The sequence below is a fragment of the Spirosoma sp. KNUC1025 genome, from assembly GCF_045160025.1.
In the GTDB taxonomy this organism is placed as follows: domain Bacteria; phylum Bacteroidota; class Bacteroidia; order Cytophagales; family Spirosomataceae; genus Spirosoma.
Window position 1 is genome coordinate 3,547,744 of the sequence record NZ_CP087139.1, and the last position, 24,675, is coordinate 3,572,418.

General features: G+C 46.7%; 29 protein-coding genes and 1 tRNA gene. 11 read left to right on the forward strand and 19 right to left on the reverse strand.

What is annotated here, in order from left to right:
- Nucleotides 1-77: 77 nt before the first annotated feature.
- The 3 genes from LN737_RS15425 to LN737_RS15435 all read right to left on the reverse strand — a co-directional run bounded on the left by LN737_RS15425 (nucleotide 78) and on the right by LN737_RS15435 (nucleotide 2,599).
- Nucleotides 78-1,037 (reverse strand): hypothetical protein, encoded by a 960-nt coding sequence (locus tag LN737_RS15425; RefSeq protein ID WP_405510678.1) that lies wholly within the window; start codon nucleotides 1,035-1,037, stop codon nucleotides 78-80.
- A gap of 386 nt (nucleotides 1,038-1,423) precedes the next feature.
- Nucleotides 1,424-2,152 (reverse strand): hypothetical protein, encoded by a 729-nt coding sequence (locus tag LN737_RS15430; RefSeq protein ID WP_405510679.1) that lies wholly within the window; start codon nucleotides 2,150-2,152, stop codon nucleotides 1,424-1,426.
- An 87-nt stretch (nucleotides 2,153-2,239) separates the two neighbouring features.
- On the reverse strand, nucleotides 2,240-2,599 hold the full coding sequence (locus tag LN737_RS15435) for a hypothetical protein (protein WP_405510680.1): 360 nt from the start codon (nucleotides 2,597-2,599) through the stop codon (nucleotides 2,240-2,242).
- Nucleotides 2,600-3,599: 1,000 nt separating this feature from the next.
- Here LN737_RS15435 and LN737_RS15440 point away from each other — a divergent pair.
- Nucleotides 3,600-3,881 (forward strand): hypothetical protein, encoded by a 282-nt coding sequence (locus tag LN737_RS15440; protein ID WP_405510681.1) that lies wholly within the window; start codon nucleotides 3,600-3,602, stop codon nucleotides 3,879-3,881.
- A 342-nt stretch (nucleotides 3,882-4,223) separates the two neighbouring features.
- Here the strand turns inward: LN737_RS15440 and LN737_RS15445 are convergent.
- The 4 genes from LN737_RS15445 to LN737_RS15460 all read right to left on the reverse strand — a co-directional run bounded on the left by LN737_RS15445 (nucleotide 4,224) and on the right by LN737_RS15460 (nucleotide 7,587).
- Nucleotides 4,224-4,297, reverse strand: a tRNA-Arg gene (locus LN737_RS15445).
- A 90-nt stretch (nucleotides 4,298-4,387) separates the two neighbouring features.
- The gene (locus tag LN737_RS15450; RefSeq protein WP_405510682.1) at nucleotides 4,388-5,170 is read right to left on the reverse strand and encodes a LytTR family DNA-binding domain-containing protein; all 783 of its coding nucleotides are present in this window, start codon (nucleotides 5,168-5,170) and stop codon (nucleotides 4,388-4,390) included.
- Nucleotides 5,167-6,291, reverse strand: a complete 1,125-nt coding sequence (locus tag LN737_RS15455; protein ID WP_405510684.1) for a sensor histidine kinase — start codon at nucleotides 6,289-6,291, stop codon at nucleotides 5,167-5,169. The genes LN737_RS15450 and LN737_RS15455 overlap by 4 nt, the downstream gene beginning before the upstream one ends.
- Before the next feature lie 153 nt (nucleotides 6,292-6,444).
- Nucleotides 6,445-7,587 (reverse strand): sensor histidine kinase, encoded by a 1,143-nt coding sequence (locus tag LN737_RS15460; protein ID WP_405510685.1) that lies wholly within the window; start codon nucleotides 7,585-7,587, stop codon nucleotides 6,445-6,447.
- 263 nt (nucleotides 7,588-7,850) lie between these two features.
- Here LN737_RS15460 and LN737_RS15465 point away from each other — a divergent pair, with 263 nt between their 5' ends.
- The 3 genes from LN737_RS15465 (at nucleotide 7,851) to LN737_RS15475 (ending at nucleotide 10,194) form a co-directional block, all read left to right on the forward strand.
- The gene (locus tag LN737_RS15465; RefSeq protein ID WP_405510686.1) at nucleotides 7,851-8,927 is read left to right on the forward strand and encodes a sensor histidine kinase; all 1,077 of its coding nucleotides are present in this window, start codon (nucleotides 7,851-7,853) and stop codon (nucleotides 8,925-8,927) included.
- Nucleotides 8,928-9,113: 186 nt separating this feature from the next.
- Nucleotides 9,114-9,530 (forward strand): hypothetical protein, encoded by a 417-nt coding sequence (locus LN737_RS15470; RefSeq protein WP_405510687.1) that lies wholly within the window; start codon nucleotides 9,114-9,116, stop codon nucleotides 9,528-9,530.
- On the forward strand, nucleotides 9,475-10,194 hold the full coding sequence (locus LN737_RS15475) for a sensor histidine kinase (protein WP_405510688.1): 720 nt from the start codon (nucleotides 9,475-9,477) through the stop codon (nucleotides 10,192-10,194). The genes LN737_RS15470 and LN737_RS15475 overlap by 56 nt, the downstream gene beginning before the upstream one ends.
- A 694-nt stretch (nucleotides 10,195-10,888) precedes the next feature.
- Here LN737_RS15475 and LN737_RS15480 read toward each other — a convergent pair.
- Both LN737_RS15480 and LN737_RS15485 read right to left on the reverse strand, forming a co-directional pair.
- The gene (locus tag LN737_RS15480) at nucleotides 10,889-11,188 is read right to left on the reverse strand and encodes a hypothetical protein (RefSeq protein WP_405510689.1); all 300 of its coding nucleotides are present in this window, start codon (nucleotides 11,186-11,188) and stop codon (nucleotides 10,889-10,891) included.
- A gap of 45 nt (nucleotides 11,189-11,233) precedes the next feature.
- Nucleotides 11,234-11,668, reverse strand: coding sequence for a hypothetical protein (locus tag LN737_RS15485; protein WP_405510690.1), 435 nt, complete (start codon nucleotides 11,666-11,668; stop codon nucleotides 11,234-11,236).
- Between LN737_RS15485 and LN737_RS15490 the strand changes: the two genes are divergently transcribed.
- Nucleotides 11,667-11,837, forward strand: a complete 171-nt coding sequence (locus tag LN737_RS15490; protein WP_405510691.1) for a hypothetical protein — start codon at nucleotides 11,667-11,669, stop codon at nucleotides 11,835-11,837. The genes LN737_RS15485 and LN737_RS15490 overlap by 2 nt on opposite strands.
- Before the next feature lie 95 nt (nucleotides 11,838-11,932).
- Here the strand turns inward: LN737_RS15490 and LN737_RS15495 are convergent, their stop codons facing one another.
- Together LN737_RS15495 and LN737_RS15500 are read right to left on the reverse strand one after the other, a co-directional pair.
- Complete coding sequence (locus tag LN737_RS15495) at nucleotides 11,933-12,373, reverse strand: DinB family protein (RefSeq protein WP_405510692.1); 441 nt, start codon at nucleotides 12,371-12,373, stop codon at nucleotides 11,933-11,935.
- 58 nt (nucleotides 12,374-12,431) lie between these two features.
- Nucleotides 12,432-13,136 (reverse strand): esterase family protein, encoded by a 705-nt coding sequence (locus LN737_RS15500; protein ID WP_405510693.1) that lies wholly within the window; start codon nucleotides 13,134-13,136, stop codon nucleotides 12,432-12,434.
- A 146-nt stretch (nucleotides 13,137-13,282) separates the two neighbouring features.
- On the opposite strand from LN737_RS15500, the gene LN737_RS15505 reads away from it, so the two are divergent.
- The 4 genes from LN737_RS15505 to LN737_RS15520 all read left to right on the forward strand — a co-directional run bounded on the left by LN737_RS15505 (nucleotide 13,283) and on the right by LN737_RS15520 (nucleotide 18,217).
- On the forward strand, nucleotides 13,283-14,125 hold the full coding sequence (locus tag LN737_RS15505) for an esterase family protein (protein WP_405510694.1): 843 nt from the start codon (nucleotides 13,283-13,285) through the stop codon (nucleotides 14,123-14,125).
- A 32-nt stretch (nucleotides 14,126-14,157) separates the two neighbouring features.
- Nucleotides 14,158-14,985 (forward strand): glycoside hydrolase family 16 protein, encoded by an 828-nt coding sequence (locus LN737_RS15510; RefSeq protein ID WP_405510695.1) that lies wholly within the window; start codon nucleotides 14,158-14,160, stop codon nucleotides 14,983-14,985.
- A 77-nt stretch (nucleotides 14,986-15,062) separates the two neighbouring features.
- Nucleotides 15,063-16,775 (forward strand): hypothetical protein, encoded by a 1,713-nt coding sequence (locus tag LN737_RS15515; RefSeq protein WP_405510696.1) that lies wholly within the window; start codon nucleotides 15,063-15,065, stop codon nucleotides 16,773-16,775.
- Nucleotides 16,776-17,008: 233 nt separating this feature from the next.
- The gene (locus LN737_RS15520; RefSeq protein WP_405510697.1) at nucleotides 17,009-18,217 is read left to right on the forward strand and encodes an acyl-CoA dehydrogenase family protein; all 1,209 of its coding nucleotides are present in this window, start codon (nucleotides 17,009-17,011) and stop codon (nucleotides 18,215-18,217) included.
- A 65-nt stretch (nucleotides 18,218-18,282) separates the two neighbouring features.
- On the opposite strand, the gene LN737_RS15525 is transcribed toward LN737_RS15520, so the two are convergent.
- The 3 genes from LN737_RS15525 to LN737_RS15535 all read right to left on the reverse strand — a co-directional run bounded on the left by LN737_RS15525 (nucleotide 18,283) and on the right by LN737_RS15535 (nucleotide 20,221).
- Nucleotides 18,283-18,666: a VOC family protein gene (locus LN737_RS15525; protein ID WP_405510698.1), complete on the reverse strand. Its 384-nt coding sequence runs from the start codon at nucleotides 18,664-18,666 to the stop codon at nucleotides 18,283-18,285.
- Nucleotides 18,667-18,723: 57 nt separating this feature from the next.
- A complete protein-coding gene (locus LN737_RS15530; protein ID WP_405510699.1) occupies nucleotides 18,724-19,155 on the reverse strand; it encodes an SRPBCC domain-containing protein in 432 nt (143 codons plus the stop codon).
- A 100-nt stretch (nucleotides 19,156-19,255) separates the two neighbouring features.
- The gene (locus LN737_RS15535; RefSeq protein ID WP_405510700.1) at nucleotides 19,256-20,221 is read right to left on the reverse strand and encodes a YafY family protein; all 966 of its coding nucleotides are present in this window, start codon (nucleotides 20,219-20,221) and stop codon (nucleotides 19,256-19,258) included.
- Between the two features lie 104 nt (nucleotides 20,222-20,325).
- Here LN737_RS15535 and LN737_RS15540 point away from each other — a divergent pair, with 104 nt between their 5' ends.
- Entirely contained in the window at nucleotides 20,326-20,622 is a 297-nt protein-coding gene (locus LN737_RS15540; protein WP_405510702.1) for a GNAT family N-acetyltransferase, read from the forward strand.
- Nucleotides 20,623-20,730: 108 nt separating this feature from the next.
- Nucleotides 20,731-21,690 carry a polysaccharide deacetylase gene (locus LN737_RS15545; RefSeq protein ID WP_405510703.1) on the forward strand — a complete coding sequence of 320 codons (960 nt, stop codon included), beginning with the start codon at nucleotides 20,731-20,733 and terminating at the stop codon, nucleotides 21,688-21,690.
- Nucleotides 21,691-21,747: 57 nt separating this feature from the next.
- On the opposite strand, the gene LN737_RS15550 is transcribed toward LN737_RS15545, so the two are convergent.
- From LN737_RS15550 to LN737_RS15570, 5 genes are all read right to left on the reverse strand, one after another.
- On the reverse strand, nucleotides 21,748-22,485 hold the full coding sequence (locus LN737_RS15550) for an ion transporter (RefSeq protein ID WP_405510705.1): 738 nt from the start codon (nucleotides 22,483-22,485) through the stop codon (nucleotides 21,748-21,750).
- The gene (locus tag LN737_RS15555) at nucleotides 22,482-23,111 is read right to left on the reverse strand and encodes a hypothetical protein (RefSeq protein WP_405510706.1); all 630 of its coding nucleotides are present in this window, start codon (nucleotides 23,109-23,111) and stop codon (nucleotides 22,482-22,484) included. Before LN737_RS15555 ends, LN737_RS15550 begins: the two co-directional genes overlap by 4 nt.
- 190 nt (nucleotides 23,112-23,301) lie before the next feature.
- Nucleotides 23,302-23,802 (reverse strand): carbohydrate porin, encoded by a 501-nt coding sequence (locus LN737_RS15560; RefSeq protein WP_405520421.1) that lies wholly within the window; start codon nucleotides 23,800-23,802, stop codon nucleotides 23,302-23,304.
- Nucleotides 23,732-23,914: a hypothetical protein gene (locus LN737_RS15565; protein ID WP_405510707.1), complete on the reverse strand. Its 183-nt coding sequence runs from the start codon at nucleotides 23,912-23,914 to the stop codon at nucleotides 23,732-23,734. The genes LN737_RS15560 and LN737_RS15565 overlap by 71 nt, the downstream gene beginning before the upstream one ends.
- A gap of 69 nt (nucleotides 23,915-23,983) precedes the next feature.
- Entirely contained in the window at nucleotides 23,984-24,664 is a 681-nt protein-coding gene (locus tag LN737_RS15570; protein WP_405510708.1) for a response regulator transcription factor, read from the reverse strand.
- Nucleotides 24,665-24,675 lie beyond the last annotated feature (11 nt).

A 24,675-nucleotide genomic window follows, 5' to 3' on the forward strand; every position in this document is an offset into this window, starting at 1 on the left:
AACTATCAACTAAATAGAATAACAGCGAACAAATTTCATTTTGACGTATAATAGGCAAGTTAATACCAATTAAACTGTCAACCTATATAATCCAAAAATTCACCAATCCGAAACACCTTTGTAGTCACATTAAGAACCCCATACAAGATTTTTGCCCTCCTATACAGGCCATCGTCTTCGGTGATTAGGTAATTACATGTAGAGGCAAAATAGAAATGAGCGGCATCTTCCCGAGTGCTATATATGTTGAATTTCTTAGCTTTGTCTGGTTCAACTCCTAGAATCTGTAAAACTCCATAAGTATTAATAAATAAGTTGATCTCATTATAATTACGGTTGAAATCTTCCCCTCTGTTGTAAACCGATTGTTCAATAAAATCCTGAAGATTACGCTTAAATTCGCTGTCTTTTATCTGTTCTATTAAATTTGGTTGACTTAAGTCGAACACTTCATTTTTGTATTTTAGATAGTCTGATTCGGCTACACTTAACTCTAGAATAAAGCGACTAGCTTCTTTTTCAGATAAAGTTAAAAGTTCTTCATTGGTAAACTTTTCAGAATTTTCGACAAATAATTCTGGTGTAATTGTATCGCTGCTAAGTTTCACTTCCTTTAACACTGATAAAAAAGCGTTGGCATCCATACTATCTAATTTATTTAAATAAGATTCATCTTTTTCGTACTCAATCAATGTTGCTTTGAACCATTCATATAGACTGAGTATTTCATTATTAAGTGCAGGTTTTCTATACTTCTCATAATGCTGAGTCGCTTGCTCTTTAGTTAGCCTCCCGTTGTAGAAAGCGTCGATTGGTGAACGAACCCCCAGCCCACACATACGTATATTTGGATTATAAGCTAGATTATGTAGGATACCGATCTCTCCCATAAACCTTAAATCATCGTTTTTATGGTCTGAGGTATCTTTTAAGTAGTCCGCTAAATGCGCAGAAGAGTAATATAAATAGTAAGGAGGAGGGATCTTTGTGATCACTCTTCTCAATTCATCCGCTCTCGGGAAAGTACCCTTACGCATATAATTAATTGTTTGCGTATCTATATACAGATTATTACTTCCTCGATCCGGGGTCTGCGGGGGATAATGTATGTATAATGGAGTGACGTACATAAAACGATGTGTATCTATCCAATTTCTAGATGAAACGCTATATATGCTTTTAAAATGACTAAGGCATTTGAGTCATAAGAATTTACAAATGCTTGATTCCAATATTTTTTACTACAAATAAATCTACGCCATGTGCATTCCTTTAAGGAGTGTAGCCAGCAGTTCATACCCTTCTTTTGCGGTTTGTGTTTGCTGCGTTGGAGTCGTTTCACCATGAAAAGATAACTCCCACACAGACAACAAAACGATGGCATGTACCCAGTACTCGTTATTCGGATCATCTGTAAGTTGACTTACAACCCTATGGATCGCTGGTCAATATCAGGATGAACAGGCCCTCCATCTAAAATAGGATCTATGAATAAGACAGAACCAATACCAACTATTATACCTAATTTAACAGTGTGTTCATGACTCTTTAGATCATGCTTTATACCTTTCAAAATAGTATCAACGGCTATTTTGTCTGCTGTAAATTCATCCTCTTTACGTTCCTCGTAGGTAGACGTATCACCCTCTGGAGAATAGCCTAGATAATGATGGGTGTATTCATGGCAAAGCACAAAAATGCTAGCATAAATCATTACAGCGTTCGCTTCGTCGATAATTGTATCAGTAGCATCTAACTTATCGGGTGATGGAAAACCTGGATCCCACGAATTCCATTCCCTAAATAAAGACAAGCCATAGTCTAATAGCTTAGTTGCTCTCTCAGCCGATTCACTAAAAGTTTCGGCTTTCGCAGTACCTTCACGATAGTATGTAATAACCGCATATGATAAACACCATAGAAAAGCTAAACATGCCTCGCTTATGGAGATTTCATTGTCATCGCTAATCTCAGACAATACATCGATAATTTTCTTGTTGTTATATACTATTGTAGATTTTAGTCCTCCATATTTGACCTCATAAGCTAACTCTTCAGGAAAATTAGGATTTACTTGTTGGAACAAGTCGAGGATAATGTCTGCAACAGCTTTTACAGGTAAGTTTCCATACTTAGTGACGTTATCACCCATAAAACTTAGAAAATTATATTTCAGCCGGAACATTGGGCCTAACTAATGGCAACAAAATCTCATTATCATTTTTCTTTTAAACCACTTTCACTCATCATTTAAGGGATACTGTTTCTTATATTTTTCAGCATATTCGTCAATTTCTTTTTTGATTTTTTCAAGATTAAAGTCTATCGCATCTTTCATACTTTTTGTCCATTGTGCATCTGTTAAATTATCAATATACAGTTGTATTGCATGAAAACTATCGTCGCTCTTTTCGCCAGGATTTATAGTACTTGATCTTGAATTATAAAAGACCTGGAACTGTAGCTCCAAATCAGGATCGAAGGTTTTTTCACCATTAGTATATTCAGCTTGATGCTCATGTAACTCGTCTTCTATTCTTCGAGCATAATTCTTTGACTCTTGTAATGCATCAATAACCTGTTGCTTAATCGATTTCATAAGTATAATATTTAAAGTGGCTTTTTCCGGCAAACCGTCTGCGTAGTTTTAGTCAACGTATACCCTCCACCCAACGAAGATTTCGTTGTTTCGCCTTTCGCAAGCGTCGTCTTCTCAGTTTCGTTACAAACGGTTTTGTCCCTAAACGATGGAGAGTAAAGACTCGATCCGATATTGAAAGTAGGGGAATCGGTAGTACAGGAGGTAAACAGAGTCCAGGTATAGCAGGGCTCAACAACCTCCTTTGAGCAACCCAGTAGTAAACCCAATACCGCTATCGTAGCGTAGAAGCGTAGTTTTTGTATCATATGGTGAGGATATATACTTTAAAAGTAACATATACCTGCCGATTACCCATTAACCCCTTTTTCTTTACCATTTATGGGGTAAGTTGGCGGGGCAATAATGGAGGTAATTTCACATTAACCTTACATCTATGAAAACCATAACATTTTGTACCCTAAAGGCTTATCTTTATTGGGCAGAACAACATCCATCTCCAGAAGCCATAGCAGGCCAATATCCAATATTCCCAGATTACAATTAAATTAAAGAATGATAAAAATCTTTCAGCCATCATCCTAGCGCCTGATAACACACCTGATTCGGTGCGACTCACTACACTAACCACAGATAATATATATAATGAAGGCGAAGTTAAATCCTGGCTAGAAGTCGACAAGAAAGTATGGAGGTTCACTGATGAAGTCAAACTACAGAGAAGCCTACGTAATGGATTACCTTTGGATGAAGATGTTCAAACTCTCCGCCGTGGTGGTTTAAATATTAAGTAGTAAAGTAACCTTAGTAAATGGTAGAAATAGGGTTAGGAATCCCTTTTGATGAGTTCTTCCGAGGCCACTCCACTAACTCATTAACCCCTTTTGTTTGCCGTTTATGGGGGAGGTTGTTGGGGATGATATTGGTGAGGGGGTTTCTTTAGATTGCTAGGCTGCTAGGATTCTTGTATTATGGCTCTGAAATGAATGGTTTTCACTTTATGAATAGAACTTTTACAAGAATAGGGGTCGTGTTTTGCTGTGCTTTAATGATACCCGCTTTGTGTTTTTCGCAGGCAGTTAAGGGGTTTGATGTGAGGGCGGCACGGTGGGGAATGACGAAACAGGAGGTAGTTAAAAGTGAATCTGGTAATAAGCCAGTAAGAGATGCAGAAGGTAATCTTATCTTTTCAGGTATTGAGGTAGCTAAGTGTCACGTTTTAGTTGAATACAAGTTCGCGGCTGAAAAACTAAGTGAAGTACTTTATTTAGTAAAGGCTTAGACCAAAGCAGAGATGCTTTATCATTGGAACTGTGAAGTGGTCCAAAGGCGGCTTGAGGAAAAATATAGTGATTGTAAATTGTCGCTTGCAACTTTATTCAAAACCTTAGGTGTATAATGTTTACTATAAGAGTATATCATTAACCGCTCAATGCAACAGTAAAACGAGATTGTTCAGCAATCTGCGTTCACAGTTCGTGCAGATCCATTCAACAAATTACCGCGATTGAAGAGATTATGGCATATACAGAATTATCAAAAAAGGAAATTATGTTGTACCTAACGTTGTACCCAAAATTAAAATAGCCAGCTAGCTTTATCGCTAACTGGCTGATAATGATTGTGATCCCGAAGCGACTCGAACGCTTGACCGTCTGCTTAGAAGGCAGATGCTCTATCCAACTGAGCTACAGGACCTTTTTACTTAACACTAGGTACTTTACGAAGCTCCCGCCGTTAATTAATGCCTCAAAAATACACAGATTGACTGGATTCTGCAAAACGTACTTATTTTCCCATCCATTGTTTGAAATCACTGACCTTCTCCCGGCTCACAAGCGCTTCTTTATCGAAAACGGGCCGGAGGCTCAGCGCCAGCCGGTTACCAAAGTAAGGCTGCATCTGTTCAACCGCCTGATGGGTTACCAAAACACCCCGGTTGATGCGGAAAAAACGGTTTGGGTCGAGCGCATCGGCCAGTTCATCGAGGGTATAATCCACCAGAAATTTCTGGCCCGAGTGCATAGCAAAGAAGCTATAGCGTTCGTCGGTATAAAAATAAGCGATATCGCCAACCTCTACCGAAAGCATGCGCTGCCCCTGACGAACCAAAAAACGCTGGCGATAATTACGCGGTGCCTGTCCCTGAAGCTGTTGTAGTAATTTTTCAATTTTTAGAGCAGGTGCTTCTACCGACTGCCCGAGCAAATCTTCGTACTTTTTCAGGCTACGTTGCAGATCCTCGCGCTGTACGGGTTTGAGCAGGTAGTCGATGCTGTTGACCTTGAAGGCCTGCAAGGCATATTCGTCGTAGGAGGTCGTGAAAATAACTGTACTACGTACTGGGGTCCGTTCAAAAATCTCGAAACTTTGCCCGTCGGCCAGTTCAATATCCAGAAAAATCAGGTCTGGATCGGGCTGGCCACTTTCCCGGCGATCTTCCAGCCAGGCTACGGTATCTTCAATACTTGCCGTTACGCCCAAGACAGCGAGCGTTGGCGATACTTCCTGTAATAATTTCTTCAGTTTACGGACTGCTAATTCTTCGTCTTCAACAATCAGAGCATTCATGCGTTGACCAGGGCTTTTTGGAGTAGAGGTAAAATAACGGTAAAGGAATCCGGACCGGGTTTGATGATGGGTTCGGTTTGTGCGATTAACTGATACTTAGATCGAATATTAGATAGCCCAACCTGCGTGGACTCGACTCGGGCCAGCTCAGAGCGGACGGTTTTTTTCTGAAGGTTATTACTCACCAGTAAGCAGCCATCTGCTGTTGTCATAATTTCGATGGAGAGGGGTCGGCTCGCCAGAATAACATTGTGCTTGACGGCATTTTCGACCAATAACTGGAGAGTAAGGGGCGGAAGCCGACATTGCCTGTAATGGTCTGCAACCTGTACGTTCAGATGCAGGCCCGCACCATGCCGGGTTTTGAGCAGATGATAGTACGAGTCAATGAAGGCGAGTTCAACGTCCAGCGTGGTCAGTTCATCGCATTCGTCGGTGGTCGACTCGTCGCCAAAGGGGCGGTTGGTTTGCAGCATGTACCGATACACTCGAGCCATCTGGTCAACAAATTGTTCGGCCCGCTGAGGCTCATCGGCAATCAACGAAGAAAGGGAGTTTAGGCTGTTGAACAGAAAATGCGGATTCACCTGGCTTTTGAGGCCCTGCAACATACCCTGCAAATTCTCTTTCTTTAGTTTTTCTTTATTCACCTGATGCTGCTGCCACCGGCTAAGCGAATAGGAGGTTTCGTTGATACCTACCAGCAAAAGAACGGCTATTACGTCAAGGCCATAAATGGCGAATACTGTCTTCGATGTAAGATGCGATTCAAAAGGCTGAAAACGCATGAAGAACCAGGTATATAGCGAGAGAAAAAAACCTGATATGGTGATAAACGCCAGAACGGTCATCCCCGCCCGAACGAGCGTTTGTCCCAGCTCCGGGTACTTTCGGACAATTGCATCGGCAGCCCAGTCGTGGGGTATGAACGCGATGGTTGTTAGGAGCCAGATAAAAGCGGTGGCTCCTGCAAAGGTATGCCAGTTGTGCAGATACGGTCGGCCAAAAAGCAGGTAGCTAATTGACGGAACAAACCAGGGAATCAACAAAACGTATGACCATCCTCCGCGCGTTGTCAGACGTAGCCAGCGGCAAATTCGGTCAAATGTAGTTCTGTTCATAGATAGGCATACGATCGGCATTACCGATATGATAAAGATAGTAGTAATGCGATATACTCCGTATTTCGGGTTGAATCAATTGCGCAAACAGTACATTGAAGCGTAAGAAAATCAGGTTCAACTGTGCGCGGTTCAATGAGCGTTTTAACGGATTTATAAATTGAGAAGAGGCAGGGCAACCCTAAAATACGTGTCGGTAGCCTCTACCGAGATGGTTTCCTGACTGAGTAGGTCGTATCGGGCCACCAGGCTAACCAAACCAGCCCGTATGGTTTCCAGCCGGATGGCTTTCTGCTGTCGATTATTGGTAACCTCAAGCCAGCCCTTCGAGGTTATGCGAATGGAAATCACCAGGGGTTTGCTGGCCGACATGACGTTGTGTTTGACGGCATTGTCGACAAGCGTTAGCAGGCTAAGGGGGAGTAAATAGCGAGTTTGGTAAGTAGGGCTAACCGACGTGGGAAGTTCGATACGCAGGCTGTTATTGTACCGTACCTGCAACAGATCGGCATACAGCCTGATAAATTCCAGTTCGGCCTGTAAGGTGACGAACTCACTTTGTGCAGAGGTGCTAGAGGCAGTTTCTCCAGCATCCCGTAACCGATCCGTTGACCGGCCGCTTTGCAGCATGTATCGGTATACCCGCGCCATTTTGTCGACAAACTGTTCGGCCTGCCTGGGCTCTTCGCCAATGAGCACCGAAAGGGAGTTAAGCGCATTGAACAGAAAATGAGGATTCAACTGACCTTTCAACGTATCGTACTGGTGCTGCAAAGCTTGTCGTTTCAACTGTTCGTCTTCCTGCAATTCGAGCTTCCATTGTGAATACGTATAGAAAAGTCCTAAGGCTATGCACAAAAAGGCATCGGATACCAGTCCCACTACCCAGACCGGTCGTACCAGAGCCCAACTGAACGTAACACCCGTCAGGGGGACAAGGCTGTATACCCAGACGTACACAATGGCCAGGCCAATGGTCATAAAGCCTACCGAGCTTAACATGGCCAACGTGCGGGGAACCGTTTGCTGCATACCCGGATAATAGCGAATGGCCCAGCGAACCGCCAGCGTCAGCAGAAAAACCGATAACCAGTATAAGCCGAATGATAAGACTGTGCCGACGACAAAAAAGGGCAAACTGCGGAAGTATGACGCACCAAGGAAGTAATAATTGGCAATGGGAAAGAGCACGGGCATCATAAGTACATGCCATCGCCATTCACGTTGTAAAAAGAAACCAGGTCGGTAGCGATCTAATGCGCTGAGGGTAGACCAGTCAGTACGTAGGGGTATCATAAAGCCGAATTGACAAAATTCCCCAGATCCCCGCCAATCGTAAGGCCAAACGTACACGAACCGTAAAAAATGGTGAATGAATTGAGAAAAACGACGGATGAACTGTATGGGCTGATTTGAGGCCTGATTTGGGCAGACGTATTCGGCTCACCGTAAGCCGATAAAATGTCTTTGTAAATCAGCTGATTCACGGCGCATTTCGTCAAAACTGCTTAATTTAGACGTTCCGAACCGGCAAATACGTTCTTTTTGTTGATCTGTACATGGTCCGAATTCTTTATCAGCGCCTGACCAAATCGGTTTCAAAATGGGAACTTGGCTATCATGCTTTGTTCGTTCCTGTCCTGATTCCGGTCTGCAACTATTATTTTATTGGGCCAAAATATTTTACGGACGTACGTCTATTTTTAAGTGGTTCGATCCTGCTGTTGGCGCTGTATGTGCTCACTACCCTGATTATTCGAAAAGCAGTACGTTGGGCAATCAGTCATTATCCCGACGTCGAACAGTCGACTCAGCGAACCCTTACCTTGCTGGTCGTTTTGAGCAGTTTATCGGCTGGGGCCGTTTTATTCGACGTATTTATTTACAGCCTGATTCCTGCCTTTGGTACGCAATTTTCGTGGGTACTTATTCGGCCGGTTATGATCCTGACGCTTTTTTTTGATTTTACATTCTGTACCGCGCTTAGCTTGTCGTATGCCTATCAGCAATGGCATAATGATCAGACCGCCAATGAATACCTTCGGCAGGCAACGTATCAGCATCAGCTCGATGCCCTGAAAATGCAGATCAACCCGCATTTTCTGTTCAATAGCCTGACCTCACTTTCGTCGCTCATTGGCGAAAACAGACAAAAAGCGGGGCAGTTTGTCGATGAACTCGCCAAAGTGTACCGCTATCTATTGCAGGCCAACGACCGAGAATGGGTTAGTTTGAAAACTGAATTGAATTTTATCGTCAGTTATGGCAACCTTTTGCAAACGCGTTACGGTCCTGGTCTGTCCATCACGCATGAAATAGATCCCGCTTTTCTGGAGAGCAGCCTGCTTCCATTGAGTTTACAAACGCTGGTCGACAATGCAATTAAACACAATGCCATGTCGCTGGGTAAACCGCTGCAGATCTGTATCAAAACGACGCCCGAAGGGGATATACTTGTACAAAACAACCTGCAGCGTAAGGTAGTTAAAGTGGAAACGCTGCAGGCCAGTCTGGATACGCTCCGAACCAAATACCGGCTGCTACGTAATATTGACATTCGGGTGGAGGAAACCGATACACATTTCTGTGTTCGATTGCCTCTGCAATCGAACTACCCGATAATTGAGCAAAATTAGATTCCCGGTACGTTGATTTATGGGCTATAGACAGACAACAAGGGCAACAAATAAGTTTACAATTGCTACATCTCTTTGTACAAAACAGGGGCTGAAAAAAGCACTTCGAAACATTGAGTGGTAAACAAATTGACGACTATGCGCAACTTGCCCCCGGTTTTTAAGCACTAGTTGATTGGCACGATTATGAAGCAGGTGGCTGCTGATCTATACAGACGTTTCCCCCGTATTCGGCCTCAGACGCAGTGGCACTTTCTGCTGCTGTTTCCGTGGTTTATACCGCTCATAACGTATTGGGTTATAGGACCTTCCTACTGGAAAAATCCCTGGATATTTTTCCCGGCAACGATCCTGAATCTGACCATTTCGGGATGCTGCCTGCTGACACTCGATATTTTGACCCAGAAGGTCATAAACCGCTATCCGAACCTTGGACAGACATGGCAGCGGGTCTGGCGGCTGCTGCTCGTCTTTATGATTGTTACGCCCTGTTTTGTATTCGGTACAATAGCCGCCTACAACTACTTTCATCTGTTTGGCTATACTTATGAGGATCATACGCTTTCACTCTGGGCGTATTGCCCTGATCAACGTAGCGGCTAATCTGGTTTCGGTAGGTATTGATGAGAGTACGTACTCCATGAAAAAATGGCGGGAAAACAGACTTGAAAAAGAACAACTGGAGAAAATAAACATACAAAGCCAGTTGGAAAGCCTTAAAAATCAGGTCAATCCCCATTTTTTGTTCAACAGTCTGAATTCCCTTTCCTCGCTGATTGACGACGAGCCCGAAAAAGCGGAGCAGTTTGTGGATGAAATGGCCAAGGTATACCGATACCTGTTGCAAACGAACGAAGATGTATTGACTACGCTCGATACTGAGCTAGGGTTTATACAGTCCTACTATCATCTGCTCAAGACTCGCTACGGGGCTGGTATTCAGCTTACGGTAGACGTACCTGCGCAAGACCGCGACTATCAGATTCCTCCGCTTACGTTGCAGATGCTGGTTGAAAACGCAGTGAAGCACAATGTCATTCATGCGGATAAGCCCCTTCAAATCGACATTGAAACGACCGAAACCGGGCAGTTGCTTGTACGGAACAATCGTCAGCGCCGGGCAGGTGGCCGCATTACGTCCAATAAGGTCGGTTTGTCGAATATTGCGGCCAAGTACCGCCTGCTGGCTCAAACTGATCCCATCGTTTCATCCGACGATGCGCATTTTACGGTCAGCTTACCCCTGCTGAAACCAGTACGTGTTTAAGCGCTATTGGCCGTAATACTTCCCGATTGTATCGAAAATCAGGTTTACAATTTTTCATTGATAGTTATTTCGGTTAATCAACTGAATCGACCAAGGAGGATTCTCTATGAGCGATTGGGTCGTCATGTCAATTGGTAGCGTAAACAGGCGTAACGTTTCTGGAAAGAGCAAAGATTACGCAGTAGTAATGAAATCGTCTAGCTGTTCGGTTTTACCATAATAATAGATTTAATCAACTGTTTGGCATTGTCTTATGTGCCGTAGGTACGAGATGTTTGTAGATAGTTGTTTTCAGGGCTAGTCAGCGTGCCGTAGGTACGCCACATACAGGGTTGGTTGCGTACCTACGGCACGCATACGCGGTGGGGACGTTGCTTTTCTACGTAACGGCTGACCGTAATTGGAGCGCTACGTAATTTAAGCGAAGCCAGTAGTCACTTGTTTTTATAAAATGCTCATATGTTTTTGTCCTTTCGGCTTTTTGTCATGTCGACTATAGAGAGAAATCTCAACATTCCCCAAACAAGGCTTTGGGATTTCTTCCTACTGTCGACATGACAAAAAATAAGCATACTAACAACAAGGGTAGCCCCGGGAATAGTTACACAGAATAATGGGGTTGGTAGAGGATAAAGGCATAAAAAAATCCCGACAGACGGTATCTGTCGGGATTTGCTACGTTTGACTGGCAGGATTACTTATTTCGTTTTTCGGTAGCAACGGCCTGATCGGCAGGCAATTGTTGGGATACCGTATTCCGCTGCGGCTTGTAAATAGCTCCCGTAGCAAAATCAACCAGGGCGCCCGGCCAAAACAAAATAATATCGGCAATAAGTGCTCCCGTGCGCACCTGGCGTTGTTGCTCGCCGGGCATAGGCTTCCGTTTTTGAGACTCGGTGATACGTCCTCCGAAAACCGTAGCGCAGCTACTTAATGAACCTGATAACGTAATGGCGGCTAAAGCCAGTAACGTAAGCTTTTTAAACGATTTCATGAATGTGTGGATGGTGTGGTGGTATTGGAAAAGGAGATAATTCGATTACTTGGTTGCGCTGATGGTCAACGGCTCACCGTCGGGACCTTCGCCTTCGATGCTGATTTTATTGCCGCTGCCCTTAGCGATTACGTTGCCTCCGTAACGATATTCAACATTGCCTCCGCTGGTTTCGACAACCGTTACGTTACTGGCGGAGTCTTCGGCATACGTTTCGCCCGTCGATTTGATCTGGAAGTTCAGTTCAATGGATACCGTTGTTGCCGATTCGCGGGTCACCAGAATGCCGCCTTTCAGATTGGTTTGGCTGGCCGGATAGGTTTTTCCACCCGTGGTTAGTTCGGAGTAGTTGTACTGACCCGCAACACGGGCGCCCATGTCAGGCGCTGGATCAGAATTTGACTTTTTGCAGGCTGATAGTGATACGGCAACTAAGAGGGCCAATAAGGTAGCACGACGGAAAAATAGTAGTGATTTCATGAGTTGTTTGACTTGGTATGGATTGAAAGTAAGTAAGTTGTTTGCCGGGTTTTTCCGGTCTGGTGATACAAAAGTGGTGGACCAAATCAGCCAAACGAAGGGCATCCTGTACCAACTGACAAAACGAAGCAATCAACAGGAAGAACTGCGGGATGAAGTGCCAGAATAGGGCAGAAAGCCAAAATGGCATACGAATTCAGCGTACGGCAGGCGTTGCCAACACTGAAAAGCTACCCGACAATCGGGTTGACGAACAGAAAACGCTTAAAGAAGGGTATTTAAATGATGCTCCAGATGCGCTACGTAGTCTTCTATAAGCCACTGTAACGTAAGATTGGCCGAGTCGCAGGAAGTTAGCTGGATGGGCCGGGCCAGCGTATCGGCGGGCATGGCTTCGGCTACGTAAATAATCTGCGTATTAAGGGTTTGCCAGAGCGAAAGCAGATGATCCAAGGGCAGGTTCTGATAGGTATTGACAATGACCAACTGATCCTGGCTGTAGCGCTGAATCGGGTAGGGGGTCTCGGCGAACTGCGCATCCGTAAAGCGCTTGAGGTTATTGACGGCCGAGTCGATCAGGTGCCCCAGTATTTCTTTGCGGGACCAGGTTCCCGGCGCTTTTCGGGTCAGTTCGGCTGCTGGCATGGCTGTCAGCCGGGAAGGAACCTGAACGAGATGATCACGGAGTCGATTGAGGCATTCCATGTTTGTGGGTACGGGATAAGCTGATACAGGCCGGGGTTGCCCCAGCCTGTTATCGCGGTTAAATCATACTCAGGTATCTTGGAAACTGATCTTTCCAGACGGGCCAGTCGTGGTTCCCCCAGGGCGTTACGTCGAGTCGGTGACGAATGCCTTTGTTTCCTAAAATGCCAGACATCTGGAAGTTCGCATCTTTACAGAAATCATATTCCGACGTACCCAGCACGATGTTCATGTGGTAGAATTCGTCATTATGCGCATTGGGCATAAAATCGGGTGGATTGTTGTAATACACATTGTCGTCGTAATACCCACTCAGAAACGATTTAATGTTGAAAGCCGCGCCCATGGTGAGCAAATGACCCACTTGTTCAGGATGGCGGAAAGCAAAATTCAGGGCATGGTAGCCACCAAACGATGCGCCCGATACGCCTATTTTCTGGACGTTACACTCCCGCTGAATACCGGGTACCAGCTCTTCATGCAGAAAACGATCGTAAAGAACATGATTCCAGATGCGGGTTCCGGGATGCAGGTGTTTGGCGTACCAGCTATCGCGGTCGATGCTATCAATGCAGTATAATTTGACTTTACCTGTTTCGACAAACCAGCGCGCGGTTTCGGTCAGGCCGAAGTCTTTGTATTCATAATAATGCCCCATTGAGGTCGGAAACAGCAATACCGGATAGCCCCAGTTGCCGTACACCAGCATCTCAATATCGCGACCCAGGTGGTGCGAATACCATTTTCGATAATCTTCCTGCACGATGATGTTCGGTTGATGAGAAGGTACAAATTTCGGATGAAAATAGAGGAAATAGCTGGTAACGGCAACGTCGGCACAAAGCAACGTCTAAAAAATGCCTATTTTGCAACTGAATGACTACCGTATTTCTGACGTTTCTTGTACTTATGACTACTCCTTTACTGGCTTCTGTTCAGGACAGACCACCGGCTGTAAGCGTCCGGTATGATGACACACTATATTCCGTTCCGCTCAATCGGACTGTGCATCTGGATATCATTGTGCCCGCTGATTACGAGACGTCCAATGCCATCTATCCTGTGCTGTATCTGAATGACGGCCAAGATTTGGCCCGGTTGCGGATGACCGACGTACTGGATTCGCTTTACCAAAAGAAAGCCATCCAGCCCTTTGTGTTAGTGGCCATTCATGCTGGCGACCGGATTCAGGAATATGGAACGGCGGCACAGGCTGATTACATGCACCGGGGAAGTAAAGCAGCCTTGTATACCGACTTTGTACTGAAAGAACTTTTACCCTTTGTCAAAAACCATTACCGCGTGAGCACCGATCCGGCAAAATCTGTATTTGCCGGGTTTTCACTGGGTGGGCTTTCTGCTTTTGACCTTGTCTTTCACCACCCGGATCGGTTTAGTCGAGCGGGCGTGTTTTCGGGCTCCTTCTGGTGGCGTAGTAAAAGCACCGAAGCAGGGTACCGCGATGAAACGGACCGAATCATGCATGATCTGGTTCGGAAAGGCGTGTATAGTCCAACGCTTAAATTCTGGTTTGAGACGGGTACAAACGACGAAGCCAGCGACCGTAACAACAACGGCGTGATCGACTCGATTGATGATACGCTCGACCTGATTAGTGAACTGGTAAAAAAAGGCTACCAGCGTGAGCGCGACATTCGATACGTAGAGATAATCGGCGGAGAGCATAATCAGAAAACCTGGAGCAAAATCATGCCCGATTTCCTGACCTGGGCTTTTCCGTTCAACGGATAAATTGAGAGCATTACTGAGTATAGACATACGTCATGAAAAGCTTGTTGATCATTAACACAGTAGCGGTAGCTGTCTGGCTCGGAACGGGTTGGGCTGACGTACAGCTTCCAGAAAGAGAAGTGGATAGGCGACAACCTAGTCGTAAACTCGTCTGGGCTGATGAGTTCGATAAAGCTGGGCTACCCGATTCGACGAAGTGGATGTATGAAGTTGGCGGACATGGCTGGGGCAATAATGAACAGGAATTTTACACCGACCGGCGCCCCGAAAATGCCCGTGTGGAAAACGGGAAACTCGTTATTGAAGCCCGTAAAGAAGTTTACCAGGGTAAAAATTATACCTCCGCACGTTTGCTCACAAAGGGGAAACAAACGTGGAAATATGGACGTATTGAAGCGCTGGCGAAGCTACCAAAAGGCGTAGGCACCTGGCCAGCCATCTGGATGTTAGGTACGAATATTTCGAAGGCGGGCTGGCCAAAAGGTGGCGAAATCGACATTATGGAACACGTGGGCTTCGATGAAGGTGTAGTTCACGGCACTGTGCATACTGAAGCGTACAACCACACCCGAAAAACAGAAAAAGGCAATGCCGTTTCAGTTCCGAACGTAACAACAGATTTTCACCTGTATGCCATTGAATGGACCGCCGATCAGATTGATTTCTTTGTAGACAACCAAAAATACTACAGTGTTCAAAAATCAGTGTTAGGCAATACGGAAGCGCAATGGCCTTTCGATCAGCCGTTTTACCTGATTCTGAACGTAGCAGTCGGCGGCAATTGGGGCGGACAGAAGGGAGTTGACGAAACCATCTGGCCACAACGTATGGAGATCGACTACGTACGGGTTTATCAGTAGGCAGCGACGCAGGATGAGGGGAGGAGAAACTGGAAAATTCAGTATCTTACCTCCTGTAAATCAACCTGAACGGCCTCATGAAACACCTGTTCCTCCTCTCACTCAGTTTACTGCCCTACGTAACGTCTGCGCAAACAACCTTTTCCGTCACTTTTCCGGCTTCACTAAATCAGCAGTCGCTGGATGGGCGCGTATTGCTGATCCTGGCAAAAACAGCGAACCCTGAACCCCGGCAGCAGGTGAGTGATGCGGTTGAAACGGCACAGCTGTTTGGTATCGATGTCAATGGGCTAAAACCGGGCCAGGCAGCTACGATTGATGCGAGCGTGTTTGGCTATCCAAAACGAAGCCTGAAAGACCTTAAACCCGGCGATTATTACGTGCAGGCCGTGCTTCATAAGTACGAAACATTTAAGCGTAGCGATGGGCATACGGTTAAGCTGCCGATGGATCGGGGAGAGGGGCAGAACTGGCGAACGGCTCCCGGTAATTTGTTTAGCAAACCCCGAAAAATCACGATAAAATCAGTCGCTAAACAATCGATTTCGGTCGTGCTGGACCAGGTGAATCCGGCTATTCCGGAACCGAAAGACACCCGATTTGTCAAGCATATTAAAATCCAGAGCAAGCGCCTGACTGAATTCTGGGGGCGGCCTATGTATTTGGGAGCTAATATTTTGATTCCGGCTGGTTTCGATGAACACCCCGATGCTCGCTATCCGCTGTGCATCTTCCACGGCCATTTTCCGGCTGATTTCGACGGCTTTAGCGAAACGCCACCGCCCGCCAATATGGACACCACCGACTACGTCGAACGGTTTCATATTCATGGCTATAAGAAAATTGTTGCGCAGGAAGCGTATGATTTTTATAAGAAGTGGACCAGTAAGGATTTCCCCCGAATGCTGATCGTCGAGATTCAGCACGCCAATCCCTATTACGATGATTCATATGCAGTTAATTCTGAAAATCTTGGCCCGTATGGCGACGCGATCATGTACGAACTCCTCCCCGAAATCGAAAAACGCTTTAGGGGAATTGGGAAAGGTTGGGCACGCTTTACGTACGGAGGCAGTACAGGCGGTTGGGAAGCGCTGGCCGCCCAGGTGTTTTATCCCGATGAGTTTAACGGCTGTTTTGCGGCCTGCCCTGATCCCATTGCGTTTGACGCGTATACCGTTTTCAACCTCTACAAAGACAAGAATGCGTACTATACCGAAGGGCCATTTCGGCGGACGCCCCGGCCTAGCCAGCGGAATTATCTGGGTCAGGTGAAAGTGACCATGGAAGAAACAAACCACCGGGAGCTGACCCTCGGCACCCACTCGCGGTCTGGTGATCAGTTCGATATCTGGGAAGCTGTTTACTCGCCCGTTGGGGCCGATGGCTACCCGAAACGCATCTGGAATAAACTCACCGGCGAGATTGATTCTACCGTGGCAACGTACTGGCGCGAGCATTATGATCTGCTCCATATTCTTCGGCGCGACTGGAAAACATTGGGACCGAAGGTGGCGGGTAAAATTCATATCTACTGTGGCGATATGGATAATTATTACCTGAATAATGCGGTCTATCTGATGGAGGATTTCCTGAAAAGCGTTCAGAACCCGTCGGCCAGCAGCGAAGTGGCTTACGGCGACCGAGCCGAACATTGCTGGAATGGCGACCCTACGCAGCCAAACTATATCAGCCGACTCCGATACAATACCATGTATGTCGACAAAATCCTGAAACGTATTGAGGAGTCGGCTCCTAAAGGGGCTGATCTGAAAAGCTGGCGATATTGAGAGAGCAGGCCAGGTCCTTCTACGTAACACCTCACCTGCTATGAAATAGCTGCTGGCGAAATCAGCCATTCGGGATGTAGCAGCACTGTTACGTCCCGAATTTGTTAGACGTGTGTTATCTTTTTAAAAATAAGTTTACTTACGTGCGCTTACCGATGAAAAATAATTCATAAGAAGACGGATAAAAAATTGATTTTTTGGTAACAAGCCTCCCAATTTAGAGTTGACACAGTATGCAAGCCACAACCCTGACTCCGCCCCGAAATAAGGTAGATTCGTTTGAATCGCCCGATTTCTATTGTATTGACGATCTGTTAACGGCCGAACACAAGCTGGTCCGGTCGGCTGTGCGCAACTTTGTGAAACGCGAGATTACGCCCATTGTGGAGGAGTACGCCCAGCGGGCTGAATTCCCGATGCAACTGGTGCAGAAATTCGGCCAGATTGGGGTATTTGGGGCTACCATCCCGCTCGACTACGGGGGAGGAGGCCTTGATCAGATTTCTTACGGATTGATGACTCAGGAAATTGAACGGGGCGATTCGGGAATGCGCTCGTGTGTGTCGGTGCAGAGTTCGCTGGTTATGTATCCGATCTGGATGTTTGGCACTGAAACGCAACGAAAAAAATACCTGCCTCGCCTGGCCAAAGGTGAATTGCTGGGATGCTTTGGCCTGACGGAAGCTAACCACGGGTCGGACCCCGGAAGTCTGGAAACCAATTTCATCGAACGTAGTGATTACTATCTGCTCAACGGCTCGAAACTATGGATTACCAACGCACCCATTGCTGATATTGCCATTGTCTGGGCACGTAATGATCAGGGAAAGATTCGGGGGCTGATTGTGGAGCGGGGCATGGAGGGTTTTACCACCAATGAGATCAAAAATAAGTGGTCGCTTCGAACCAGTAGTACTGGCGAATTGATTTTTCAGGACGTACAGGTACCCAAAGAAAACATTTTACCGGAAGCGTACGGCCTGAAAAGCGCGCTAAAGTGTCTGGAACAGGCTCGCTACGGCATATGCTGGGGAGCGCTGGGGGCTGCTATGGAATGCTACGAAGTAGCCCGACGCTACGCCCTTGAACGTATCCAGTTTAACAAACCCATTGCCAGTTTTCAATTGATTCAGAAGAAACTGGCCGAAATGCTCACCGACATTACGCAGGCACAACTGCTCTGCTGGCGGTTGGGTATGCTTAAAAACGAAGATCGAGCCACTAATGCCCAGATTTCACTGGCCAAACGTAACAATGTTGAAATGGCACAGCGAGTAGCGTCAAACGCCCGTCAGATTATGGGGGCTATGGGTATTTCCGGCGAATATCCCATCATGCGCCATCTGATGAATCTGGAATCCGTCAGTACGTACGAAGGCACCCACGATATTCAACTGCTGATTTTAGGCGCTGATATTACAGGAATACCTGCGTTCAAATAGTAGGCAGGAAAGTAAACAACCCGAAAGCATTGCGTTTTCGGGTTGTTTAGTAAACCGCCAAAAAGCTACACAGAGGGAGGTGGGGCGTAGGTGACCAGATCGATTCCGATTCCGTTTGGATCGATCACAGAAAAATGCCGGTCTCCCCAGGGTTCATCCCGCAATTCAACAGCGACGGGCACACCTGTTGTTTTTATGCGATTGTATTCCTCGTCAACGTCTGGGACTTCAATAGTCAGGAAAACGCCTTTGCCAGTAAAGGCCGACTGAAAAAGCGGTTGCTGCGATGGATGGTTGGGCAACAGAAAGCTCAGTTCTGCCTGATGGTTCGGCGTGTGAAGTAGTAAATAAAAATCGTTCTCGAACGTAACGCCAAAGTTCAGTACGTTGCAATAAAAGGCTTTTGTCTCGGCCAGTTGATCTGTTATAATGCCTGCGTTCAATTTCATAATCAGGTAGGGCGATACGTCTCCACACGTTTGTAAGATGACGTAATCTTTATGGAATTATCGTTCAGCAATGTTCTTGATTTGCTCCAGTAAGGCGTTTATGCCATTTTGGGAATGTTTATAGCCGTCTTCTGTAGCAAAACCTTCCTGTGTCCAGGTGAAGGTTGTTGACGTATCATTCGGTTTGCTAATCGTATACCGGATGGTCGAGTAATTCTCGGGTTTGTCTTCTGCACCCGAAAAACCACTCCAGTAGCTGTAGCTTAGGAATTCATTCGGTACGTTATCGAGAACAACTCCTTTGTCGCGATACTGCTGTCCCTGATAGTCGCCCTGAAAAATCACTTCACTGCCAATGTTCCAGTCTGTCAGGGTTTCGGTACCGTATAGATACTCTTTAATTAGCTCAGGATCGGTCAGAACATCCCAAACCTTTGATGGACTGGCGTTGATGTCGATAGATTGGGAAACAATCAGGTCATGTCGCATAATGGTTGATTTTGTTTGAGGCAAAGATCGCTTAACCTATTGACAACAGTATGTCAGCAGTCAATCTTAGAATCGGGAAATAAAAGACGAATCGTTTTCGCTACGTTTCGCTTACTACCGGATGGGCAGCGTAATGAGTCTGGATTTCGTCGGCCAGCCTCTGCATCATGACGAGAAGCTGATCGGGCTGCTCAATCGTTACGGCGTTGCCAAACATCAGCAGCCAGCGGGCTAATCCTTCCAGATACGGGGTCTGGAAAATCATTCTGATATGATCGCCCAGATCATCCTCCTGCTGAAAGCCATAGCTGTGTTTCTGCTCCTGAATAAACCGGGTAACTGATTTCGGAAACACGATGGTTACGTCGACAACCGACCAATCTTCGCCAATCCGGTTGAGATATTCCTGTAAGGATAAGCGTTCCGGGCGGGCGAACCTTTGACCCGTATCAATCAACTCGCGTATGCGATCAACGCGAAAATCGCGGTAGTCCTGGCGGGTTCGGCAGAACGCAATCAAATGCCAGCCCATCCGGTAATGATGAAGGCCGAGCGGCTCAACTTCGCGCTGCGTTTCGGCGTCGTTGTATTGCGAATGATACTGAAGCTGGAGAACATGGTTCTGCGCAATGGCTTGCTGAATATGTGTCAACAGCCCATCAGAATAAGGTTGCCGGTGGGCGTACCGGGCTACCTTGATATGCGCATCGAGGTCGTCAAGCCGCTCCTGATCGGAGCGCTTCATAACGGATTTAATCTTGAACAGAGCCGATTCAAATTCAGTACGTACCGATTCATCGGCCCATTTGGCAATGAGTTTACTACCCAGCAACAGGGCACTGGCTTCGGCACCCGTAAACATAACGGGGGGCAGATGATAATCCGTCAGGAAATAACCCACCCCGGCTTCGGCGCCAATGGGTACGCCCGCTTCTTCCAGCGACCGGACATCCCGGTACACAGTTCGCAGACTAATTCCGAATCGGTCGGCCAGTTCCTGAGCCCTCACCACTCGTTTGGTTTGCAAATGGATCAGGATGGCGGTGAGTCGGTCAAGGCGGTTCATGGATACGTAAGTGTGATACGTACCGCAAAATACAAGGATTCAGTTGAACAAGCAGCGACTTTTTTGCGTAGAATGGCTAGTGCACTTTCAAGCACGTAAACGGTATGGACATACGTAACAACACCCACCTGCATCGGTTCGAAACAGAAACCGGGGGTAAACTCTCTATTATTCAGTACAAACGAATTGATGATGACACACTTGCCCTCATCCATACTGAAGTTGATCCTAGTCTGGAAGGGCAGGGGATCGGCTCAAAACTTGTACAGGGCGCTCTGGAATATGTTGAACAGAACAACCTTACCATTGTGCCGTTGTGCCCGTTTGTATCGGCTTATCTGAAGCGCCATCCCGAATGGAACCGGGTAGTATCGAAGGAGTATAGTGTCAATGATTTCTGATAAAGGGTTGGTCTTATTGATCCGTTGGGTTCAATATGAACTCAGGTCATTCCTGCCAGTTGACTCCAAGGAATCAATAAACTTCCCAATAAGAAGGCGGTTACAAAAATGGCCCGTTTCTCGTCAATCGTCAGCCTACTCCTGTTGTGGGCTTTCGATACGTTCGGACAACTTGCCGGTTATCGCGTATGGTTTGGGGTTACGACGCGTAAACCTCAGCAGGTTGTTTTGCGCCAATGGCACCAAAATACACAGACCCGCTATCTGGTTCTGAATCCCCAAACACTCGAAACATCGGTTGTGGCACTTCTGCCGGATGCTGTTCAGGAGTTACCCTGGAAAGATGTATGGCAGCGCATTAGCCAAACGTCTTACGGACGGGCGCTCCATTCCGAGCAGCAGCGAGACACGAATTTGCAGGACGCGGGCATCGAACGTACCGACACGACTGAGCGCGGTTTCAGCCTAACGATGGACCTGTGCCCATCTACCAAACCATTGACTCGCTCTGTTTTCGAACAGTTGATTCGGGCGTTTGAACCAGCCGAAAAGCCAATTCCCGTAACTATCACCATTACAGGCTTATGGATGGAAAAACATCTGCAGGACCTGGATTATCTGAAGAATTTAGTCAGCCGGGGTGAGCTGGCTATTACGTGGGTCAACCATTCTTATCACCATCGGTACAGCCCCCGACTACCATTGCCGGTAAACTTTTTGCTCGAAGCCAACACGAACCTGAATGACGAGGTATTGCTGAATGAGCAGGCTATGCTTCTGCATGGTCTGACTCCGTCTATTTTCTTCCGCTTTCCGGGACTGGTTTCCGACAAAGCCGTTTTCGACCGAATCCTGGCATTTGGTCTGTTACCCATCGGTAGTGACGCCTGGCTAGCCAAGAATCAACTGCCAAAGCAGGGCAGTCTGGTGCTGATTCATGCCAACGGCAATGAGCCAACTGGTATTACGGATTTCATCAATCTGATCCGAATGAAATCAGCGTCTATCGAAAACAAAACGTGGTTGCTCTACGATTTGCCAACCAGCGTAGCAAAGGAGGGGAGGTAGTGAAATGAATGATGAATTATGAAAGATAAATGATGAATGATTTTATCTAATTAGCTATCATCCATTATTCTTTCTCTCCAGTTCTTCGATTTTCTTGCGTAACTGACGCACCTCACGGATCAGGATGTGCATGTCGTTGTCGGTTTGTTGCTGGTCATCCTCAACGAAGAAATTGGCTACGTAACCAGTGAACGTACCGAACAAACCTACGCCAGCAACCATCAGCCCGGCCGCTATGAGCCGACCGAGTGTAGTAACGGGGTATCGGTCTCCGTAACCGACCGTAGTAATCGTAACGATAGACCACCATAAAGCGTCGGATGGTGTCTTGATATTTCCTTCGGGGACCCGCTCAACGTACAGAATGGCAATGGCGCTGAAGATCATGAGCAGAACCGAACTGAGCAGCACAACTGCCAGCGTACCGTTCGCCCGGTCGCGGAAAAGGTAATTCAGAAAGTCGCGGATCGAGCGAAAAGAACGGATCATCCGCAGAATACGAAACACACGCACGAGTTGCCCCAGCCGGAACCAATCCAGAGCGGGTATGCTGGCTATCAGATCAATCCAGCCCCAACGTAGAAAAACCCACTTATTTGGCGCCTGGTAAAGCCGAAGAAAGAAATCATACAGAAAATATACACAAATACCCGCATCAATCTGATCGAGCAGTTCGCGGCTCTGCTCATGAATAGGAATCAGTTCCCGAATCAGCAACGCGATAACTACGTATACAGAGAGCACCAGCATAATAATCTGGTGCAATGTCAGTTGTGAAGCAACGGATCTCTTCATTTTTCTCTGGGTTTGGGTGGATGAACGGGTGAAATTCGGTCACCTGTTTTTACCCATCGCCAGATGTCCGTCGCTAATGTCGGATAAATCGTAATGCCGATGCTGTAATAGCTACCGTTGAAATTCTGATTGATAGCTGTTCTGAATACCGCAAATCGATAGCCCATCTGGGCGCTAAGGCCGGCCCAGCGGGTTGCCCGCCACTGCCCATAAACGCCGATCTGTAACGGAACCAGAAAGCTTCTTTGAGTTCGGTCTATCTGCACTTCTTTGTTGAGGCTGGTCGGCAGAGCATAAGCCACTCCGCCACCCGCTTCAACCGGTATGCTTACCATCCATTTCTTATTATTAGTCAGGTTCCACCAGTACATTACGCTCATAAACCACATATCCGTACGGGTGTAATAATCCAGATTGATACGTCGGGCGGCATCGCGTCGCCAGTCGATAAGCCGAAGATACGTAGCGTAGTTGATCCAGTAATAGCCCAAGGTTATCTGATGCCGTTTTGTGCCGTAGGTGACTCCGGCATTCACACCCCATACATTGATACGCTGATGTTCAAGAAAGGAATTTCGGAAATCAAGATTAAACGCAGGCCTGATTTTTGGACGTACCGAGGGCATGGTGTCGGTCGACGGAAGCGAATCGAGCTGCGGTGTAAGTAAAAAAAAGTAAGCAGACCAACCGTTATCATAATGCTGTACTAACCAGAAAAATAATTTTTGGTTATGAACTCGGTTTCAGTAGCCGCTGGCAGACGAAACTAACTAAATAATTTCGCGTGAATTACAGCTCTATGGCACCGGTACCTACTCAAAAATCTACGTGAGTGCGTAGGGCCAACAAATGCACAGGACCACGGCCATCATTATAACCCGGATGCTGAACTAACTGATAGTCAGCCGTTAAAAAAAGCGTATGGGCCAGTCGGGCTTTGTAAAAGACTTCAAGTGTATTTTCCGATTTATAAGTCGGCAGATGACCATCGACCAGCATAAATCCCGCTCCGCCCGCATTCAAAAAAGCGGCATGCTCCGATGATATCCCATTGCTGGCCAGGGCTATTCCCACGGCGTCATGCTGGCGATGCCAGCGGGGCCCACCAATATACGCTCCCAGCGTAAAACTATAGTCAATTTCCGTGAATGCCCAGGTGGCCGTCTGTCCATCGTTCCAGCTTACTCGCCCGAAAACGCCACCCCTATCGCCAAGTGGCTGCTCCGCATTCAGACCAAACCCATACTTAATTCCGCCATAAGCGGTTCCGGCCAGCAGGTACGGCGGATCGGTAGGGTAGATTCCCGACTGAAGCAGGCGTGTGACCGAAACTGGGAATGAAGACTTCAGTTTTTAGCGAATCGAGGTAATTATTATTGTTATCCTGCTGCGCCCAACCGGCAGTTGTCGCCAGGGACAGAAAAAGCACGAACCAACGCCTTGATTTTGTAGAGGATAGCATGCCTACTTTAATCCGAAAAATGAGCAGAGTGTTAGTTCATATACCTGATCGAAGTAAATAACCAACGCCCATGGCCGTATGAATCAGTTTATGGTCATGGCCCCGATCAATTTTTTTACGTAAAAAGTTTATATACACTTCCACTTTATTGGTACTACAAGCCTCGCTGCTGTCCCATACTTTGGCAAGGATTTGCGATTTCGTAACTACGCGCCCCGCATTTTCGACCAGGAACGCAAGCAGCTGAAATTCACGGGCTGTCAGACTAATACGTTTACTGGCGCGATAGGCCACTTTTTCCGCAACATTCAGTTCGAGATTGGCAACACTCAGGATTGTAGGAGCATTAAAACCGCCCGTTCGTCGGCGGTGGAGGGCATAAATACGGGCTAGTAGTTCGTCGGGATCACAGGGTTTCGCTATGTAATCATCAGCGCCTGCGTAGAGACCTCTGGCCGTATCAGCGGGTTCAATCTGGTTCGATGTAAGCATGACAGGCGTCGAATCATTTTCCTGCCGAAGCCGCCTGATTACATCAAAACCGTCCATACGGGGAAGTTGAGTATCCATCAGGATCAGGTCGAACCGCGCGTGAAGAGCCATGGAAAGCCCTGTGTACCCGTCGGTTGCTACCTTCATGGAGTACTGACGATCAATTAGGGTCTGATGCAGAAAATCGAGATAGCCATGATCGCTTTGAATCAATAATATTTTCATACGCCGAAAGC